A 16,616-nucleotide genomic window follows, 5' to 3' on the forward strand; every position below is an offset into this window, starting at 1 on the left:
ACGGGTACACAACATTGACACACGGCTTGTTCAGATCTCACAACCGACCGTCTCAATCGTTCTCTTCAAAAAGCGAACAGACTTGACCTTCGAGCAGGGAGAGAAAGTCATTCTCCAATCCAATATGAGTTAGCCATGCCTCAAAATCTCTTTAACGGACTTCTTGCGGGTCAGAAAGCGTTGGTGACGGGTGCCAACAGCGGCATTGGGACAGCGATAGCCAAGTCATTAGCGAAGGCTGGTGCCTCCGTCGTCGTCAACTTCGTAACCGAGGAAGACAAGGCTGAGGAAGTCGTCAATGCAATTAACACCAATGGCGGAGAGGCCATAGCCCTATATGCGGATGTAAGCAATGAAGAGCAGGTGCACATCATGTTTCGAAAAATGTTCGAGACGTACGGCACAATCGATATTCTCATCAATAATGCCGGCATCCAACAAGACGCTCCATTTCAGGACATGACGTTGGCGCAATGGAACCGTGTATTGTCCGTCAATCTTACTGGTCAGTTTCTGTGTGCCAGGGAAGCCGTGCGAGAGTTTCTTCGGCGTGGACAGAAAACGCAAACCTCTTCTGCTCTAGGCAAAATCATTTGTATTTCATCAGTTCACGACACAATTCCCTGGGCTGGCCACGTCAACTATGCCGTGTCCAAGGCAGGAATAAGCATGTTAATCAAGACGATGGCACAGGAACTCGGCCCACAGCATATACGGGTAAACAGTATTTCCCCCGGTGCGATTAAGACACCCATTAATACAGCAGCCTGGAATACTCCAGAGACGGAAGACGCATTGTTACAATTAATCCCATATGGACGCATTGGTCATGCCGAGGAAATCGGCAAGATGGCGGTGTGGCTGGCCTCCGATGAATCCGATTATGTGACAGGCGCCACGTTCTATGTGGATGGAGGCATGATGCTGTATCCAGGATTCCGCACTGGGGGATAAAAGATGATGTGTTAGAGGATCTGATGAGCGAAAAGCGAGCGACAGGAAAGTGGGCGTGCTGATGATGAAGCAAGCAAACATACTCTGATTACATCGAACTCTTCAAATCCAGGGATGTTGCTAGTAGCACCGAATGATCTTTGTTGTTAGAAGGAAATGGCTCTCACTTTTTCAATTCTCATAACATCGGTAACGTATCAGAGCACAAGAGTAATCACAGAAAAAGCTTTTGTTGTGAAACGGTCGTTGCCGCACCGACTTGGTCATCAGGAGGAGAGGAAAGAAACCACAACATAATGTTTTATATTTACTCAAAAAAGAAAGGATAGGATCATGAAAGTACGAGAACTTATGACAAAAAGTGTAAGCACATGTGAACCCAATACCAGTCTTGCCGCAGCAGCGATCATGATGTTGGATAGTGATTGCGGCATACTTCCAGTCGTAGGCTCTGAAAATAAGTTGCTGGGAGTGTTAACCGATCGAGATATTACCATCGCTCTCGCAACGAAAGGAAAAACGGCATCGGAAGTTTTTGTGCATGAAGTCGTACAAGATCACACTGATTCATGTGCACAAGAAGATGACATGAAAAGAGCATTAGAAATTATGGCCGATGGGAAAGTACGACGATTGCCGGTGGTGAATGAGGAAGGGGTACTTCAAGGAATCATCTCAATTAATGATGCAATTGGACATGTGCAACCAGGAACGAAGAAAGGACTTTCTGAAACTGATGTGCTGATGGCACTGAAGAGCATTTGTGGGTATCAATCGACAATTCCAGATCAAACAATGGTTCATTAATACAGAGTTTATCTCAAGGGTTTTGAGGAGTTGTTCAACAAGTCATTGAGCATTACCATTTAAGAAATATCCTCTTTATCAATCTTTAGCCTAGAAAGGACCACAATCATGAAGTTGTTACCTGTATTCACCTCAACAGTTGCTGCTCTGACTCTATCGATTGGGTTAACAGGTCTTCCTGGAGTTGCTCATAGTCAAGTGGGTTACGCTGACTATGATTATGCGCCCTACTACAATCCATACAATGACCCCTTTTACAATCCCCCAGGTCCGTATTACGACTCGCACTACTATCCCCGCTATGGGACGTACTATAACCCCTGCTATGACGATATTGGCCAATTAACCGATACCAAACTTCGTTATTGTATCAAGCGAGACCTTATGGCGAGTCCGTTTGTTGATAGAGAAGATATCCACGTAAGAGTCGATAACGGCACAGCCACCCTTTCGGGTAGTGTCGAAGATCGGAGTGCCATGATCGACGCCGTCGAAATTGCGTATGACGCTGGCGCCTCAAAGGTTCGTAATAAATTACGTCCACGTGCCAGAGAGAGTCGACCATGGGCCGACATGCGAGATTCAGAACTGAAGGCAGAGATTGAAGATGAATTGGATTTCAGTCCATTTGTCAATGCCGATCAAATTCGCGTGAAGGTGCGAGATGGCGTCGCGACGTTGTACGGAGGAGTTGAGAATGAAGGGGAGATTGCGGATGCTGTCGAAAATGCATACGAAGCCGGAGCAAAACGTGTCAGAAGCAAATTGTGGGTCGACCATGAACTTTCATAGATCCTAAGGTCATCTTGATTTCGCTGTCACGAAGTCAAGGTCATCACGGAAGGAAACCTCATCACCATGATGAATGAAATTGTGCGGAGATCAAGGTGAGAGGTTTCCATTCCGTGATCCCTTTAAGTTCCAAAGACCAGTGAAGTCTATACACAACATCTTATGAAGGCGTCAAGGTGTGGGAAGATATGGCTGTCGGCAAACAAGGAACAATTCAAGACTCCGAAACCTTCGAATGTGTGAAAAACTGTCAACTCGCAAATCCGTGTCCGAGATAATACTGATGCAAAATACATGTAAAAATGCATTGATACGTGGTATGCCTAGGTGCATTTCTACATTCGTCATTTGGTCGACAGAGTGTTGCCCGTTGACTCTTGAGAAATTGTAACCTGGTATCTGGTCTTATCCTTACATTCCACGCCACCTCAGATTAATCCATTGATTTCGTTTCAGATGATCCATATTTGGCGACGCTGAATCATCAGAATCGGATACACACGTTTATCAGCTCTGCTTCGTCCAACCTTCCGGACATAAAGCGAAATCCACACACCGCCAAAACGATGACTGAAGCTTCAAGGGTTTTAGAGGGTTGTGGCAGCGGGAATCTCACGTTAGCGTAATTATCATATGTATACGTTCTGAGAATTACCATGATTCATAAGAAGTTATCGAAAGGTACCTCTAACAACCATGACAGTGGATTCACGGCGATGAATCAGTCGTCTTAACTTTTATCACCCTCTCGCAATGAAAGGCACGCAACCATGAAGTCGCTTCAAACCTGTCTATCCACAATTAGCGTAACCACCCTGGCCATCTGTCTCTTTGGATTACCGGGACTGGCACACAGCCAAGTAGGGTACTTCGAATATGAATCCAATCCGTATTACGGCTCTTATTACGATCCTTATGATCCCTATTATTTTGACGATAATATCCTCACCGATCGGGAGATTCGCAGACGCACAATGCGAATACTATCGATAAGTCCATTTGTCGATGAAGAACATATACGCGTCGAGGTTGATAAAGGTATTACAACCCTTTCCGGAACGGTGGAAGATCGAAGTGCGATGCTCGACGCCGTGGAAATTGCCTATGATTCAGGAGCATGGAAAGTTCGCAATAAACTGCGCAAACGTGATTGGAACAATCAGCCGTGGGCCGAGATGCGAGACTCGGAACTGAAAGAAGAGATTGAAGACGAGCTGGCCATGAGTCCGTTTGTGAACGCCGATCAAATCGCCGTGGGAGTTCGAAGTGGTGTCGCGACGCTCTATGGCGGAGTCGAAAACAAAGGTGAAATTGCAGATGCCGTCGAAAATGCCTATGAAGCGGGAGCCAAGCGAGTCAAAAGCAATTTATGGATTGATCCTGGCCTCTAATCATTTCTTATATGTTGCTTAACATGGTTGCTTCATCAAATGACGCGAGAACGTGGAGGGATAAGTCTCGTTTATCATTGTTCAGGAATACTGAAGGAAGTAAGATGCGAGGCCTCCATATGATGAACACCCATCAACCCTGCGAAGGAGCCATTTCATAAGACGGAGTTTGTGACCATCAGATGGTAAAATTTGCTCCCTCTATTTTAGCAGCGAACTTCCTGTACCTGGGCGCACAACTCAAGGAATTGGAAGCGGCAGGTGCAAACCGAATTCACATTGATGTCATGGATGGGCATTTCGTTCCAAATCTGAGTCTCGGGATACCAATCGTGGAAGCTGTCCGGCAGGGAACCACGCTTCCAGTGGAAGTCCATCTGATGATTGAGCATCCTGAGCGGTATCTCGAAGACTTCACTCGTGCGGGCTCGGATCAGATCATCGTTCATCAAGAAGTTTCACCACATTTGCATCGAACGATCCAACGGGTCAAAGATCTGGGTAAAAAAATCAGCGTCGCGCTCAACCCTGCGACGCCTGTACTCGTGCTAGATGATATTTTCACTGAATTGGATACAGTCCTCATCATGACGGTTAATCCAGGATTTGGAGGCCAGCGATTTATCGAGAGCACGCTCTCTAAAATCCGTCATGTTCGTCAACTATTCAGAAATCGGCATCTGGAAGGCGAGGTCGAGGTGGATGGAGGGGTCGACCTTCACACCGCCCCACGAGCGATTGAAGCCGGAGCCGACGTCCTTGTGGCCGGCTCGTCAATTTTCAACGATCCACAAGGTCCTGGCTCTGGCTTGCGACAGCTCCAAGGATGCTGCGGACAGATCATGTGAGATTGCGAATGCATCTCATATCAGAAAACGACGTCATAGCTTCTCCAGATAGGTCTTTCTTTTGAATGTCGTCCGAACCCCCTCACAATAAAATGGAGAATATCCCATGGCAACCATGAAAGCCGTTCAACTAACTCGTGCGAAAGGTCAATTCGAATTGATCGAGCGTCCAATTCCTGAACCAAAAGCGGGCGAGGTCCGAATTAAAGTCGAAGCCTGTGGAATTTGTCACAGCGATGTCTTTGTCAAGGATGGACTGTGGCCCGGCATCACCTACCCTCGAATTCCCGGCCATGAAGTCTCCGGTCATATCGATACCGTGGGAGAACAGGTGACGCAATGGAAGAATGGAGACCGGGTAGGTGTGGGATGGCATGGAGGACATTGTTTTCAATGTACCTGCTGCCGTATCGGAGATTTTATCAACTGCGAACAAGCCAAAATCGCAGGAATCAGTTATGACGGAGGTTATGCCGAATATATGGTCGCTCCGCAGGAGGCTGTTGCCCATATGCCTGAGGGTCTCGATTTGGTGATGAGTGCTCCATTGATGTGCGCCGGGATCACCACGTTTAATGCTCTACGAAATAGTGGAGCACGAGGAGGAGATCTGGTCGCGATACAAGGGGTGGGCGGCCTCGGCCATCTCGCCGTTCAATATGCACACACCATGGGTTTTCAAACTGTAGCGATTTCAGGAGGCAATGATAAAGAACAACTTGCAAAAGAATTGGGAGCCCATCATTTCATTAATTATCATGATGGCTCTCCGGCTGAAGAATTACAGAAACTTGGTGGAGCCGAGGTCATTCTTGCAACGGCTCCCAGTAGCAAAGCGATTGCGTCTTTAGTTGACGGGCTCACACCTCGAGGGAAGTTAGTGATTGTGGCTGCAGCCTCAGATCCGCTAGAAGTGATCCCGATTGCCATGATCAGTGGTCGCATGATTGCCGGATGGCCGAGTGGTCATGCCAAAGATTCCGAAGATGCACTGAATTTCAGTGCTCTCGCGGATATTCGCCCGATGGTTGAAACCTATCCACTCGACCAGGTCTCAGATGCGTACACACAGATGATTACGAATAAGGCACGGTTTAGAGTCGTCTTACAGATTGACTAAGCGTCGCGATATTCTTGACGCGCACATGCGAAGACAGGGTCTCCCACATAAAGAAAAGGGCAGGCATAAACACTGGAAAGAAAGGTTTGAACTTTAGAGAACATCACTGATTTTCCGTTAACAAGCATGGAAAAAATCTTGTGGCTCGACATGTTTTTTATGGCGATTGCATACCAACAGATTCCTTGCAGAAAAGAACGTTTTTCGTCGATATAAAAACGAGGGCTTTTATAAAAACAGGTTTGCGTGTGACGCTACGCTTAACTTTTCTTCACTGTTTAATTTCAACACATTCAATTCTTATCCCGCAGGCTTCAGAAGAACCTTGACCCAGCCATTCTCACGCGCATCGAAATGTCGATACGCCTCTGGGGCATCTTTCAATGACAATTGGTGAGACACAAGAAATGATGGGTTTGCTTTGCCAGAAGCAATAAGCTTGCTTAACCGGCGATTATAGGCTTTCACATTGGCTTGACCAGTCCCAACATGTTGCCCCTTTGTCCAAAAGAGGCCCCAATCAAATGCCAGCTTTCCCTGCTGTGCTAACGTATCAGATGATTTCGGATCTTCCGGCAAGAACACGCCGACAGCACCAATGCCCCCAGTAGGGCGAACCGACTGAACTAAATTATTCATCGTCATGTTGGCCTGTTCCTGCCCCTGGGGAGTATGGGCATGGTAGCCCACACATTCGCATCCTGTATCTGCTCCTTCTCCCTTGGTTAATTCCATGATCTGCTCAACCGGTGAAATTTTCGAGTCATCAATGGGGATGGCACCAATTTTCTTCGCCAGTTGAAGACGGTCAGGATGACGGTCAACGATCATGACCAGACTGGCACTCTTGAGTATAGCCGAGTACGCTGCCATCAGACCGACCGGGCCCGCACCATACACCACGACAGAATCACCTGGTTGCACACCTGCTAGCTCAGTCGCATGGTACCCGGTTGGAAAGATATCGGAGAGCATGACGTAGTCGTTTTCCTTTTCCACTGCATCTTCCGGCAAACGCAGGCAGTTAAAATCACCATAGGGCACACGGAGATATTCGGCTTGTCCACCACGATACGGCCCCATGCCGGCATACCCGTAAGCACCTCCAGCCATTCCAGGATTGACGGTTAAGCAGAAAGCCGTCAATCCTCTTTCGCAATTTTTACAAAACCCACAACTAATATTGAATGGGAGGCAGACATGATCGCCAACTTGCACTTGGGAGACAGCATCACCAACTTCAATCACCTCTCCAAGGTTTTCATGTCCGAACACCGTACCGGGTTCGACATTCGTTCGTCCTTCATACATATGTAGATCCGAACCACAGATGTTGGTGGTTGTCACTTTGACAAGCACATCTGTTGCGCGTTCGATTGTAGCATCAGGAACCTCAGCAATGCTGACGTCCCGAGATCCATTATACACAAGTGCTTTCATCTTGGAATTCCTCCGTCTGTTAGGGAGCAAACGTCACTTCATGATGAAGAAAAATGTAGACAGATTAGACACGAAGAAGCTCTCGCCGGGAACTGGTGAAAACCCTGGACCGAAAAGTCTATCGACGAGGATTGATCCGAGTGGATCCAAATCTACATGAATGGTTGAATGCCTAGATACATTGTTTTAATCTTAGGAATTAGACACAATGATAAATCATACACATGGTCATTGCTAATAATGAATTGAAAACATCTGTTGAGCAGTGCCATGATGAACTCATGTGAAGACACGTTTGAGAGTCGGTATAGTCAATCAAGTATTTTTTGATTGATGGAATCCCCCCTCACTCTTCCAAAATAAAGAAACAGAACAATGTCGTATCAAGCCATCGAAGATTACAGCATCATTGGGGATTTACATACCGTCGCTCTGGTTGGCATGAACGGATCTATTGATTTCATGTGCTTTCCACGCTTTGATTCCCCAACAATATTTTCGGCACTACTTGATGATGAAAAGGGCGGGTATTTTCGCATTGATCCTCAATTAGAAAATGGCCAGCCCAAACAATTATATCTGACCGACACCAATATCCTGTTGACCCGCAAGTATTCCAAGCATGGCGTCTCGGAAATATTAGATTTCATGACCATTGAACACGAGGAAAAAGTTCATGATCTCATCCGCCGGGTGAAAACAGTACGCGGCCAGGTTGATTATCGAATGGTGTGTGCGCCGAGATTTGACTATGCTCGCGTCCGTCATCGAATCGAACGCGTCCATGATCGGGAGGTCCTCATTACATCCGAAGGTCCTGATAGCTTACGGCTGCGACTCCATGCCACGGTCCCACTCCAGGTGCAAGACCATGATATCGTGGCTGAATTTACATTATCCGCAGATGAATATGCAGCCTTTGTCATGGAAGCCGTGCATGATGAGCATGAACCAGCCCCACTGAATGACGAATTTCTCTCTTCTGCCTTGAATGAAACGATGAATTATTGGAGAGAGTGGATGTCGATTTCTCAATATCAAGGACGTTGGCGCGAAACCGTCCATCGGTCGGCACTCACCTTAAAGCTCCTGACATTTGAGCCGACTGGAGCAATCATTGCGGCACCCACGTTCGGGTTACCTGAAGAAATTGGGGGCTCACGAAATTGGGATTATCGGTATACCTGGATCCGAGATGCCGCGTTTACCATCTATGCGTTTATTCGACTGGGGTATACCAAAGAAGCCCAAGCTTTTATGAAGTGGATTGAAGCACGATGCGATGATTTAAACCCTGATGGGTCATTGCAAGTCATGTATGGACTTGATGGACGAAAAGACCTCACGGAAAGCCAGTTGTCGCATTTTGAAGGCTATCAACACTCCTCACCAGTCAGAATTGGGAATGGGGCATTTAACCAGATTCAACTCGATATCTACGGAGCGCTCTTAGATTCGGTCTATCTTTACAATAAATATGCCGAACCCATTTCCATTGATCTGTGGCATAATCTTGAGCGGCTCATCAATTGGGTCTGTGCGAATTGGCAGTCTCCCGACCATGGCATCTGGGAGTTCCGAGGTCAAACACACCAGTTTTTGTTTTCTCGACTCATGTGTTGGGTTGCCGTTGATCGAGGAATCCGTCTGGCCCAGAAACGCTCGTTTCCTGCCCCTCTTGATCGTTGGCTCGCAACACGGAATGACATATTCAATGAAATCATTTCAGAGTTTTGGGATGATTCGCGACAGACGTTTGTACAATACAAAGGCAGTCACACATTGGATGCCTCAATTTTGCTGATGCCGCTTGTGAAATTTGTCGGGCCTACCGACCCACGTTGGCTCTCAACCCTTCGAGCGTTAGAAAAGGATTTAGTAGAAGATTCGTTGGTGTATCGGTACAAAGAACAAGAAGAAATCGATGGGATTGCAGGGAGTGAGGGCAGTTTTTCCATGTGCTCATTTTGGTACGTTGAATGTTTATCCAGATCCGGAGATCTCGAAAAAGCTCAGTTTTTCTTTGAGAAAATTATCAGTTACAGCAATCATACCGGGCTGTATGCGGAAGAACTTGGGCCAAGCACGGCACATCTGGGCAATTTTCCGCAAGCACTCACCCACCTCGCATTGATTAGTGCGGCATACGATTTAGATCGCCGGTTAGGGTAACCTCTCCTCAGTCAGTCAGATTCTCATGATCGTGCCTACGATTGAAAAGAGAATCTTTCCCTTGCGCAAAGCATTCTAAACAAGATTGCTGCCAAAAGATTTATGACACAAGTCTCACGGTTCCCACGCTGTGTATTCAGCCACAATCGCAAGCCTGAAAAGCCGACGCGTGCCATGGAATGTACGAGGTCTTGCGTTGCGACATGTCTGAGGCCCCAACAGACACACATCATGCAAGGACCCTATACAAAAACTGGTGAACTAGGGTTTCGAGGAGTACACCATCAAATTGCTTTAGCGTACAAATAAACCAATACGAGACATATCGCAGAAGGGTGCAAGCTCATGGTCCCAAGAGATTTTGCTGAAAAGGTTACTGAGTCTGGTGGTGACAACTTCGCAGGTTTAACTGGTTGAGAGAGTACAATTCATCGTTGATTCACTCGTTCTGTAACGATCCCGCACATACTCGTATCGGAACATTGATAAAGGAGAGCCATCATGGCTATTCACACAGCACCAAATAGTTTTCCAGATACTCTGATCGCCGTTGGGCAAAGTCAAAAAGACATACTCAAGCCAACTCTCATGAGCGCACCACTTTTTGCCGCGCTCAAAACGGTGGGAACGTCTCATGTTTATGCTGACACTGCCGATAGTGAAGAACTTCACAAACTGCTTGAAGAAGAACACCACACCATTATCGAAGAGATCGATGGCAATACCGTCAATCAACCGCTCGTCAAAAAAGTCCTCACACGCTATCTCCAACAAGACTTTTCGGATTCCTGGCCTCACAAGCTCATTGAAGCACAGCGAGAATCTTCTGTCCGGGATCTTGTACCCATGGCATACGCCATCGTGTGCGGGCGAATTGGTAATGATCTCATTCATGCATTTGCCAGTGGCCGATCATGGGAGGTGAGCTTACAGCTTCATATGAGTGTCATGACCGAACCGGAAACCGCAAAATACATGGGTCGGTCTCTACGAAAGATGGTGCCCAGTGCGTTCGTGAAAGTCCCATTGACCCCTCATGCTCCGGCATGTTTCCTCATTGCTCGAGATCTCGAGAACGAGGGAATTCCCGTCAACTTCACATCGACCTTTTCTGCTCGTCAGGTTGTCGCGGCAGCCCTGTTAGGCAATGTCACACGAACCAACATTTTTATGGGACGGCTTGATCAAGGATTTCAAGCGGAGCTTCTCGGCGCTCATGTCACACTTGAAGCGCAACGGATGTTACACAAACTACGAACCAATGCCAGAGTCAAAACACAATTGATTGTGGCCAGTATTCGGCAATGGGAAAGCCTGGTTCAAACAGCCGGCTGCGACGTCTACACGGCACCGTGTCAGGTGCTGCGAGCCTTTCTTCAACAGAATGACGTGCCTCCGGAATCCATAGAAAATCAACTAAATACGTCCTATGTGGATCAGCTAGGCATTCCCGACTCTGTCAGGCATCACACGAAGACCGAACGGCTTGCACGTCTCTATCAGGTCGAGTCAGAATTTTTAGAATTTCTTCTCACCTATCGTCAGACGGATGAATACCAACAACTTGATGATCCAGACACGTTGGTCACACGCTTCGAGGAAGCCGGATTCAAAGACTTTTTTGCCTCTCCGTCTTCTTCGCAGTGGAAAGAACTGCAACGGGGCAAAGTTCCCAATCTCATCGCCCCAATTACACAACAGTTCGATATCGATACCTTATATAGTTTGCTCGCCGATGCGGATTTTGAACAACATCAAAACGAGATGGATCAAGAAATTGAAGAACATCTCGTTAAGGAAAGGTAAAGAACCACAAAGGGGTTTTCGAGAAAAAAAGTCTGATGCACAAACCATAACATGTGACGAGACACCGAAGGAGTGAAAGACATTGAGAAGCCTAGCTTGGAGAACACAGACATGCTGAAGAAAGGCTGTTCAATGGATTAAAAGACTATGAAAAAGTTATCATCTGAAGTTGGGGCGCATAAAAATCAGATGCGAAACATAGTTATAGGCTTCATCGTTCTGATAGAATCAGCTGCTTAAACATTCAACGAGACTTTCGTTCTTTGTTTAAAAGATTTCTATCTCTTTTTCCGTTTTCTTTTGTCTAGTGATGGGGCCTCATGGCCAAAAAACGCACACAGCCGCCAAAGAAATCTTCTGCCAACACCTCTCAGAATAAGAGGCGACGACCCTCCACCTCTGCGACCACATCAGCCTCTTCTGAACAGCCACAACATCACCAAAAGAAAAGCCAGACGGAAACGGTGCGTGCCATAATTGCCATCGGTGCATCAGCCGGCGGCTTAGAGGCACTAAAAATATTTTTTCAGGCGATGACGGAAAACATGAATCTAGCATTTGTTGTGATTACCCATCAGATGCCGGACCGCATGAGCTTTTTGCCCGATCTGTTAAGCAGAGTCACCTCCTTGACCGTTCTTCAAGCAGAAGATGCCATGAACGTCAAGCCGAATACCGTCTATGTCTCACCTCCGGGTCATTTTCTTGCTATTTACCAGGGGTCCTTATATCTGACGGAACTCCCTAAAACCGGCCTCCGTCTCCCTATTGATCATTTTTTCCGTTCGCTAGCCGAAGATCAGGCAGAGAAAGCGATTGGCATCGTGCTGTCTGGGACAGGGTCTGACGGCACACTCGGAGTAAAAATGATCAAAAGCGAAGGCGGCATGACTATGGCGCAAGAACCCGGCTCGGCCAAACAGAGCGGAATGCCGCAAAGCGCCCTTTCGACAGGATTAGTAGATTGTGTCCTTCCAGTCCAGCACATTCCCGATAAGGTGTTTCAATATTTAAAACACCGACCATCTTCATCAACTTCATCAACGACGGAGTTAGAAAGTCCTATAAGAAAAACCCTCGTTCTTTTGCGCGAACAAACCAAATATGATTTTTCCGGATATAAATTCAATACCATGCGTCGCCGCATCGAACGTCGCATGGGAATGCACCATCTGACAGACATCAATGCGTATAACCGTCTGTTACAAGAGCAACCTCAAGAAAGCAAGATTTTGGCCAAAGAAATGCTCATTGGCGTAACCACGTTCTTTCGAGACGCTCTTGCATGGAACGCGTTAGCGCAAACCATACGTGAGTACCTCTCCGCCAAGTCTCATCAGAATTCCATTCGCGTATGGGTTGTCGGGTGCTCAACGGGGGAGGAAGCGTATTCACTGGCAATCGTGATTCATGAATGCTTATCAACACTACAGAAAAATCTGGATGTCAAAATTTTCTCAACAGATCTCGATGAGAACAGCATATCGACGGCGCGCACCGGGATATACGCAGAAAGCATCGTCTCGGATATTAGTCCAGAGCGTTTGAAACAATTCTTTATCAAAGAGAACCATCACTACCGAATACAGAAGGAGATTCGGGATATGGTGACCTTTGCGCCTCAAAACGCCATAGCGGATCCACCGTTTAGTCAATTAGACTTCTTATGCTGTCGGAACTTCCTCATTTATCTAGAATCAAAACCTCAAGAACGTCTGCTTCATACCTTTCGGTATGCGCTCAAACAGGGAGGGCTTCTATTTCTCGGCCCATCTGAAACGCTTGGAAAAGTGACCGAACAGTTTGTGCCGATCGAAAAAAGATGGAGAATCTATCGAAACCTGGGTAATGTCCTCTATACTCAGTCGGCTCCTTCACCAGGGGAAATCGTGGTTGACACTCGTGAAGATCGAAATAAAGATGAATCGATTCCAAGTGATCCCAATGATATCCCCCAAGCGATTCATCAACTTCTCGCAAGTACCTTTGCTCCTCCAGCCGCGGTTATTCATGAGCATGGGAATGTGGTGTTCATACATGGAAGAACAGGGTTATTTTTGGAACCGTCCTCGGGTCCAGGCCATATCCCGCAAAACCTCTTTCGAATGGCACGCGAAGGGCTTCGTCAGGTGTTAAGTGAGAATGTGCAGAAAGCAGCCAAAACTAACACACCGATTCATGAACACGTATGGATAAAGACGAATGGAGAACGGCAACGCATTCACGTCTCAGTGAGGCCACTGTCTCATCCAGCCATTCTCCGTGGACTCTTTCTCGTCATTTTTGAACGAGGCGATCAGCAAGAGAAAGAGTCTCGACATACCGTTGAATCGACTCGTGCTCATCGCTCCGTCCAAAAATCCAAACGTGATCCGTCCGGGATAGATCAGGAGTTAGAAAACACACAACGCCATTTGCAACAGACGATCGAGGAACTCGAAACGTCCAATGAGGAACTGAAATCTGCCAATGAAGAGGGACAGTCGATTAACGAAGAATTGCAAAGCACGAATGAAGAATTAGAGACGTCCAAAGAAGAAATGCAGTCGCTAAACGAAGAACTTCATACTGTAAACCTTGAATATCAAGGGAAAATCGAAGAATTGTCACAAGCCAATGACGATCTGAAAAATATCATGAATAATACAGAAATTGCGACGGTATTTTTGGACAAACAATTACGCATTAAACTCTATACCACCCCCATCACCAACATTATTAAAATCATTCCCAGCGATATAGGACGACCCATTGAAGACCTCGTGTCCAAACTAACCTCGAATGGGCTGACCCAAGATGCAGCCGAGGTTCTCCACACGCTGACGAACAAAGAAAAAGAAGTTTCTACCACCGAGAACGGTCTCTATACCATGCGGATATTTCCGTATCGCACGACCGACGATAAGATTGAAGGTGTGGTCATCATTTTTATCGATATAAAGGATTTGAAACAGCAACAAGAAATGAACAATCAATTGCTGGCGATCATTGAATCCTCAGAGGATGGATTCATTGGCTATACAATCGAGGGGACCATTATTGGCTGGAATACCGCAGCCTATAAAATATATGGCTACTCCCACCGAGAAGTGTATAACCATAATATCGATATCATTATTCCAGATGAACACAAAGAAGAAATGGACCGCATTCGCAAGCAAGTGCGACAAGGTGAATCCATCCGACCATTTGAAAGTATACGAAAAAGAAAAGATGGCAAACGGATCTCCGTCTTGATCACGATCTCGTCTATTCGGGATCGTCACGGGACGGTCACAGGGTTTTCGACGATCCATCGTCCAATCGATATGAAATATTCCAGTACGTGAGTCACGGATCATGGCCAAAAAGTCTAAACAGACCAATCAGGAATCAAATACCTCCCTGCGACACCGGGCAGAACAAATGTGGCACTCGATGCCACAGAAATCTAAACATGTTTCGAAGGATGATCTTCATTCGTTGGTGGAAGATCTGCAAATTCATCAGATCGAGCTCGAAATGCAAAATGAAGAACTGCAACGGACTCAGTCAGCACTTCAAGATTCTCAAGCCAAATATTTGGATCTCTACGAGTTTGCACCAGTGGGCTATCTCAGTGTGGATTCGGAACATTTCGTACGAGATGCCAATCTGACTTCCGGCATCCTTCTCAACTGTTCTCGTAATAACATTCTTGATCACAATATGCTCGTATTTGTCGAGCCGAACTTTCGGCCGATGTTTATACAACATATCAAGAAGACCTTCGCCACAAATCAGACGGAATCGTGCGAACTGCAACTGCATCGATCTCCGGAACAGGCAGTGTGGTGCCGACTTGACAGCAAGGTCATTGAATGCAACCCGCACATTTCTCAGGCTCGTATCATTGTGACAGAGATTTCGAAAACCAAAGAGGCAGAACTGAAGCTCACAACGCTGAAAGAGGAGTTGGAACAGCGCGTCTTGAACCGAACAAAGACACTGCTTCGTTATCAAGAGCAACTCCGGTCGTTGGCCTCCCAGGTAACACTCTCAGAAAAACGCGAGCGGCGCCAACTCTGTGTGGAGTTGCACGATTATTTGGCCCAAATGCTGGTGGCCAGTCGAATTAAACTTACCAAAGCGAAAGACTCTTCGTCAGACCTCATGCTGCCATTACTCAACGAAATTGATGAAATTCTTCATCAGTCACTCGAATATACTCGAAATTTGATTGCGCAGTTGAGTCCGATCATGCTGTACGAATTCGGGTTGTGCAAGGCGCTCCAATGGTTGGCCGACCAAATGAGGCAATATGATTTACACGTGGATGTTCTGATTTTAGACCATGATTTTCAATTGGATGAAAATGAATCCGTATTGATGTATCACGCGGTGCGAGAACTGTTATTGAATGTTGTCAAACATGCCAATACCGATCAGGCAAGTATTGAAGTTCACGTGACGACAGACCAGGAACTGATCGTGACGGTGTGCGATCAAGGCTCTGGCTTTGACCTTGCCATCCTTGATCCTTCCCATACATCGGCACCCGAACATTTCGGGTTGTTTAGCATTCAAGAACGGTTGGAAGGTATGTGGGGTCGACTCGAACTGAAGTCAGCTTCCGGACTCGGGTGCACGGCAACCCTGGCTCTTCCGCTCGCAACGAAACAGAGGCCAGATCGTAAATCTGACGACATCGGGGAGATAGAGCCTCATCCTCCTCAATCAACGAGGCGGAAAGAAAGCCTCATTCGCGTGCTGTTAGTCGATGATCATGCTATGGTGCGGGAAGGCCTGCGGACGTTAATTGAAAGCCATCATCTGTTGGAGGTCGTCGCAGTGGCAGGAAACGGACAAGAAGCCATCGAACAAGCCAGACAGTTTCAACCAAAGGTCGTGGTGATGGATGTCAATATGCCCGTGATGAACGGAATCGAAGCCACTCGCCGTATTAAGCAAGCATGGCCATCCATCAGTGTGATCGGACTGTCAATGCAGGATGAATCACAGGTCCGTGAATCGATGAAAGCGGCGGGCGCGAGTAACTTGTTAACCAAAAGCGGTCCTGTGGACAATTTGCTTAACACCATTCTTCAAACCGTTGATTCCGCCTAGGCGTATCCTGAGCCTCTCCCCGCCCTGGTTGGAACGTATTTGGATTCACGATCGTCTCATTAAATCATCTGAACATTTTTTTCATGCTAGGGTTTTATTCAGTTGTTGAATAGGTTATTTGGTTGATAATGTACAAAAACGCTGGTGTAAAAAACACGAGTATTTCAGTCGAAGATTGAGTAGTAACCTAACCTTGGCGAA

Annotated in this window: 11 protein-coding genes; 10 read left to right on the top strand and 1 reads right to left on the bottom strand. The window is 46.7% G+C overall.

Features of this window, described 5'->3' with window-relative positions:
* Positions 1 to 135: 135 nt before the first annotated feature.
* The 6 genes from ACWQXP_RS08255 to ACWQXP_RS08280 all read left to right on the top strand — a co-directional run bounded on the left by ACWQXP_RS08255 (position 136) and on the right by ACWQXP_RS08280 (position 5,912).
* Positions 136 to 954 carry an SDR family oxidoreductase gene (locus tag ACWQXP_RS08255; RefSeq protein WP_454062346.1) on the top strand — a complete coding sequence of 273 codons (819 nt, stop codon included), beginning with the start codon at positions 136 to 138 and terminating at the stop codon, positions 952 to 954.
* 333 nt (positions 955 to 1,287) lie between these two features.
* The gene (locus ACWQXP_RS08260; protein WP_454062347.1) at positions 1,288 to 1,761 is read left to right on the top strand and encodes a CBS domain-containing protein; all 474 of its coding nucleotides are present in this window, start codon (positions 1,288 to 1,290) and stop codon (positions 1,759 to 1,761) included.
* Between the two features lie 108 nt (positions 1,762 to 1,869).
* Positions 1,870 to 2,553, top strand: coding sequence for a BON domain-containing protein (locus ACWQXP_RS08265; RefSeq protein ID WP_454062348.1), 684 nt, complete (start codon positions 1,870 to 1,872; stop codon positions 2,551 to 2,553).
* 770 nt (positions 2,554 to 3,323) lie between these two features.
* Entirely contained in the window at positions 3,324 to 3,944 is a 621-nt protein-coding gene (locus tag ACWQXP_RS08270; RefSeq protein WP_454062349.1) for a BON domain-containing protein, read from the top strand.
* Between the two features lie 182 nt (positions 3,945 to 4,126).
* Positions 4,127 to 4,792: a ribulose-phosphate 3-epimerase gene (rpe, locus tag ACWQXP_RS08275; RefSeq protein ID WP_454062350.1), complete on the top strand. Its 666-nt coding sequence runs from the start codon at positions 4,127 to 4,129 to the stop codon at positions 4,790 to 4,792.
* 106 nt (positions 4,793 to 4,898) lie between these two features.
* Complete coding sequence (locus ACWQXP_RS08280) at positions 4,899 to 5,912, top strand: alcohol dehydrogenase (protein ID WP_454062351.1); 1,014 nt, start codon at positions 4,899 to 4,901, stop codon at positions 5,910 to 5,912.
* Positions 5,913 to 6,212: 300 nt separating this feature from the next.
* Here ACWQXP_RS08280 and ACWQXP_RS08285 read toward each other — a convergent pair whose 3' ends face one another.
* Positions 6,213 to 7,352, bottom strand: coding sequence for a glutathione-independent formaldehyde dehydrogenase (locus ACWQXP_RS08285; protein ID WP_454062352.1), 1,140 nt, complete (start codon positions 7,350 to 7,352; stop codon positions 6,213 to 6,215).
* Positions 7,353 to 7,727: 375 nt separating this feature from the next.
* Here ACWQXP_RS08285 and ACWQXP_RS08290 point away from each other — a divergent pair, with 375 nt between their 5' ends.
* From ACWQXP_RS08290 to ACWQXP_RS08305, 4 genes are all read left to right on the top strand, one after another.
* Positions 7,728 to 9,524: a glycoside hydrolase family 15 protein gene (locus ACWQXP_RS08290; protein WP_454062353.1), complete on the top strand. Its 1,797-nt coding sequence runs from the start codon at positions 7,728 to 7,730 to the stop codon at positions 9,522 to 9,524.
* A 501-nt stretch (positions 9,525 to 10,025) separates the two neighbouring features.
* Complete coding sequence (locus tag ACWQXP_RS08295; RefSeq protein ID WP_454062354.1) at positions 10,026 to 11,330, top strand: transaldolase family protein; 1,305 nt, start codon at positions 10,026 to 10,028, stop codon at positions 11,328 to 11,330.
* A 320-nt stretch (positions 11,331 to 11,650) separates the two neighbouring features.
* The gene (locus tag ACWQXP_RS08300) at positions 11,651 to 14,659 is read left to right on the top strand and encodes a CheR family methyltransferase (RefSeq protein WP_454062355.1); all 3,009 of its coding nucleotides are present in this window, start codon (positions 11,651 to 11,653) and stop codon (positions 14,657 to 14,659) included.
* A gap of 88 nt (positions 14,660 to 14,747) precedes the next feature.
* Positions 14,748 to 16,415 (top strand): response regulator, encoded by a 1,668-nt coding sequence (locus ACWQXP_RS08305; protein ID WP_454062356.1) that lies wholly within the window; start codon positions 14,748 to 14,750, stop codon positions 16,413 to 16,415.
* Positions 16,416 to 16,616 lie beyond the last annotated feature (201 nt).

It is taken from the genome of Candidatus Nitrospira salsa (assembly GCF_965152625.1).

Bases quoted from the DNA above. Each gene is read 5' to 3' on its own strand.
- ACWQXP_RS08270 (WP_454062349.1), top strand. From the start codon at position 3,324: ATGAAGTCGCTTCAAACCTGTCTATCCACAATTAGCGTAACCACCCTG.
- ACWQXP_RS08295 (WP_454062354.1), top strand. From the start codon at position 10,026: ATGGCTATTCACACAGCACCAAATAGTTTTCCAGATACTCTGATCGCC.
- ACWQXP_RS08290 (WP_454062353.1), top strand. From the start codon at position 7,728: ATGTCGTATCAAGCCATCGAAGATTACAGCATCATTGGGGATTTACAT.
- ACWQXP_RS08255 (WP_454062346.1), top strand. From the start codon at position 136: ATGCCTCAAAATCTCTTTAACGGACTTCTTGCGGGTCAGAAAGCGTTG.
- ACWQXP_RS08280 (WP_454062351.1), top strand. From the start codon at position 4,899: ATGGCAACCATGAAAGCCGTTCAACTAACTCGTGCGAAAGGTCAATTC.
- ACWQXP_RS08265 (WP_454062348.1), top strand. From the start codon at position 1,870: ATGAAGTTGTTACCTGTATTCACCTCAACAGTTGCTGCTCTGACTCTA.
- rpe (WP_454062350.1), top strand. From the start codon at position 4,127: ATGGTAAAATTTGCTCCCTCTATTTTAGCAGCGAACTTCCTGTACCTG.
- ACWQXP_RS08300 (WP_454062355.1), top strand. From the start codon at position 11,651: ATGGCCAAAAAACGCACACAGCCGCCAAAGAAATCTTCTGCCAACACC.
- ACWQXP_RS08260 (WP_454062347.1), top strand. From the start codon at position 1,288: ATGAAAGTACGAGAACTTATGACAAAAAGTGTAAGCACATGTGAACCC.
- ACWQXP_RS08305 (WP_454062356.1), top strand. From the start codon at position 14,748: ATGCCACAGAAATCTAAACATGTTTCGAAGGATGATCTTCATTCGTTG.
- ACWQXP_RS08285 (WP_454062352.1), bottom strand. From the start codon at position 7,352: ATGAAAGCACTTGTGTATAATGGATCTCGGGACGTCAGCATTGCTGAG.